The sequence below is a fragment of the Methylobacterium sp. B1 genome (assembly GCF_000333255.1).
GTDB lineage: Bacteria > Pseudomonadota > Alphaproteobacteria > Rhizobiales > Beijerinckiaceae > Methylobacterium > Methylobacterium fujisawaense.
Genome location: NZ_BACT01000323.1, coordinates 1 through 2464, shown reverse-complemented (window position 1 = coordinate 2464; position 2464 = coordinate 1). Strand labels below are relative to the sequence as shown.

At 71.6% G+C, this 2464-nt stretch carries 2 protein-coding genes; one reads left to right on the top strand and one right to left on the bottom strand.

Translation table 11 applies throughout. The features are described from left to right. Nucleotides 1-58 precede the first annotated feature (58 nt). Nucleotides 59-1525 carry an NAD(P)/FAD-dependent oxidoreductase gene (locus I53_RS09470; RefSeq protein ID WP_043349660.1) on the top strand — a complete coding sequence of 489 codons (1467 nt, stop codon included), beginning with the start codon at nucleotides 59-61 and terminating at the stop codon, nucleotides 1523-1525. Nucleotides 1526-1597: 72 nt separating this feature from the next. On the opposite strand, the gene I53_RS09465 is transcribed toward I53_RS09470, so the two are convergent. Further along, entirely contained in the window at nucleotides 1598-2251 is a 654-nt protein-coding gene (locus tag I53_RS09465; RefSeq protein WP_043349657.1) for a protein-L-isoaspartate O-methyltransferase, read from the bottom strand. Between the last annotated feature and the right edge of the window lie 213 nt (nucleotides 2252-2464).

Here is a 2464-nt window from a genome sequence, read left to right as displayed (position 1 = left end):
AGGCCGCGGCCTTCCTGAAGGCGCACGCGCCCCACGCCCCCTCCGGGAGCCCTCTGCGATGACCGAGACCGCGTCCGAGACCCTGGCCGTCCTGATCGTCGGCGCGGGCTTCTCGGGGCTCGCGATGGCGATCCGGTGCCGGCAGGCGGGCATCGGCCCGCTGCGGGTGATCGAGAAGGCCGACGGCATCGGCGGCACGTGGCACGACAACACCTATCCGGGGGCGGCCTGCGATATCCCCTCGCACCTCTACTCCCTGTCCTTCGCCCCGAAGGCCGACTGGAGCCGGATGTACGCGCCGCAGCCGGAGATCCTGGCCTACCTGAAGGACACCGCCGAGCGGAACGGGCTGATGCCCCTGATCCAGCTGGGCACGACCTTCACCGGGGCCACGTGGGACGCGGCGCGCGCCCTGTGGCACGTGGAGACCGACCGGGGGCCGATCACGGCGCGCGCGATCGTCTCCGGGATGGGCGGGCTGCATCATCCCGCCTATCCCGACATCCCGGGTCGCGAGGCGTTCGCCGGGCCCGCCTTCCACACGGCGGCCTGGGACCATGCCGTGGCGCTCGAGGGCAAGCGCGTCGGGGTGATCGGCACGGGCGCCAGCGCGATCCAGGTGGTGCCGGAGCTCGCCGCCATCGCGTCCCACCTCACCCTGTTCCAGCGCACGCCGCCCTGGATCATGCCGAAGAACGACCACGCGATCGCGGAGGGCACCAAGAGCCGCTACCGGCGCGTGCCGTTCAGCCGGCGGCTCGAACGGGCGCGGCTGTTCTGGCTGCACGAGGTGCGTGCGCTCCTCGGCTTCACCAAGGTCTCGAAGCTCACCGGTCAGGCCGAGGCTCTGGCCCGGCGCCATCTCGCCAAGGCGGTCCCCGACAAGACCCTGAGGGCGAAGCTGACGCCGAGCTACCGGCTCGGCTGCAAGCGGGTGCTGATTTCCGACGACTACTACCCCGCGCTCCAGCGCCCGAACGTCACCCTGGAGACGGACGGCATCGCCCGGATCACCGAGACCGGCGTGACCACCGAGGCCGGACGGCACCACGACCTCGACGTGATCGTCTACGCCACGGGCTTCGACGTGACCGCGACCTTTGCGCGGATGAAGCTCGTCGGCCGCGGCGGCCGGACTCTGACCGAGGCCTGGGCCGACGGCATGGGCGCCTACCAGGGCATCACGGTCGCGGGGTTTCCCAACTACTTTATGCTGCTCGGGCCCAACACCGGGCTCGGCCACAACTCGGTCGTCTCGATGATCGAGATCCAGGTGCAGCACGTCCTCGACTGTCTCAAAGCCCTGCGTCGCGGGACGAAGACCGTCGAGGTCCGGCCGGAGGCCCAGGCCCGGTTCGTCGACCGGATCCACAGCCGCATGGCCGACAGCATCTGGCAGGCCGGGGGCTGCCGCAGCTGGTACCTCGACGCGAGCGGGCGCAACAACACCCTCTGGCCCGACTCGGTCATGGCATATCGCCGGAGCGCCCGCCGGGCCCGGCTGGGGGATTACAGGCTCGGCTGATCGCGGCCTGCGCGCCCCGTCACGGATCCGCCCGCTTCGCCCGCGAGGACGGAGGCGGTCCGGTGCGCGGTGTCAGAACGCGAAGCCGGCTTCCGCCGCGAAGGCCTCGAGACCGGGCAGCGACGCGTCGAACAGCGGACGGGCCCCGAACGCGTCGCCGGCACGCACGAAGAGCGTGACCTTGGCGTTGCGGTGCGGGCCGAACACGCAGACCAGGCGGCCGTCATCCTTGAGCTGGTTCAGCAGCGCCTGCGGCCGGACCTCGACGCGGCCGTTGATCAGGATGACGTCGAAGGGCCCCTGCTTGGGCGCGCCGGCGGCGATCGGGCCTTCGATCACCTGTGCGGAGGCGCCGAGCCGGGTGCGCGCCGCCTCGGCGAGGTCGGGCACCGATTCCAGCGCCGTGACCTGCGCGCCGAGCTGCGCCATGACCGCCGCCGCGTAGCCGGTGCCGGTGGCGACGTCGAGGGCGGCGACGCCCGGCCGGATCCGCAGGGCCTGGATCATCCGGGCCACGACCATCGGGGCCGGCATGCAGCGGGTCTCGCCGCCGGCCTCACCGAGGCTCAGGGTCTGGTCGATATACGCGAAGGGCTCGCGGCCCTTCGGCACGAAGTCCTCGCGCGGCACGGTGTCGAACGCGTCGAGCACCGTGTTGTCGTTCACGTCGAAGGTCCGCAACTGGCAGTCGACCATCATCCGCCGCGCCTGCGCGTAATCGATCATCGATACGTGTCCTCGAACCGGATCGGAACGCCGCGTCGGCCGGGCTCCGGCGGACGGCCGGCAGCCCCGGCCAAGCCTAAGCTTCCCGGACGGGGGGCGTTTTCGGAGATCATTGCCCAAAACGCAAGGTGAGCCGACACGGCAGCCGACGTCGGTCGCGGAGGACACGGCAGCGCGCGTAATCCCGGCCCGCGTTACGGCGGCCGCGGAGTG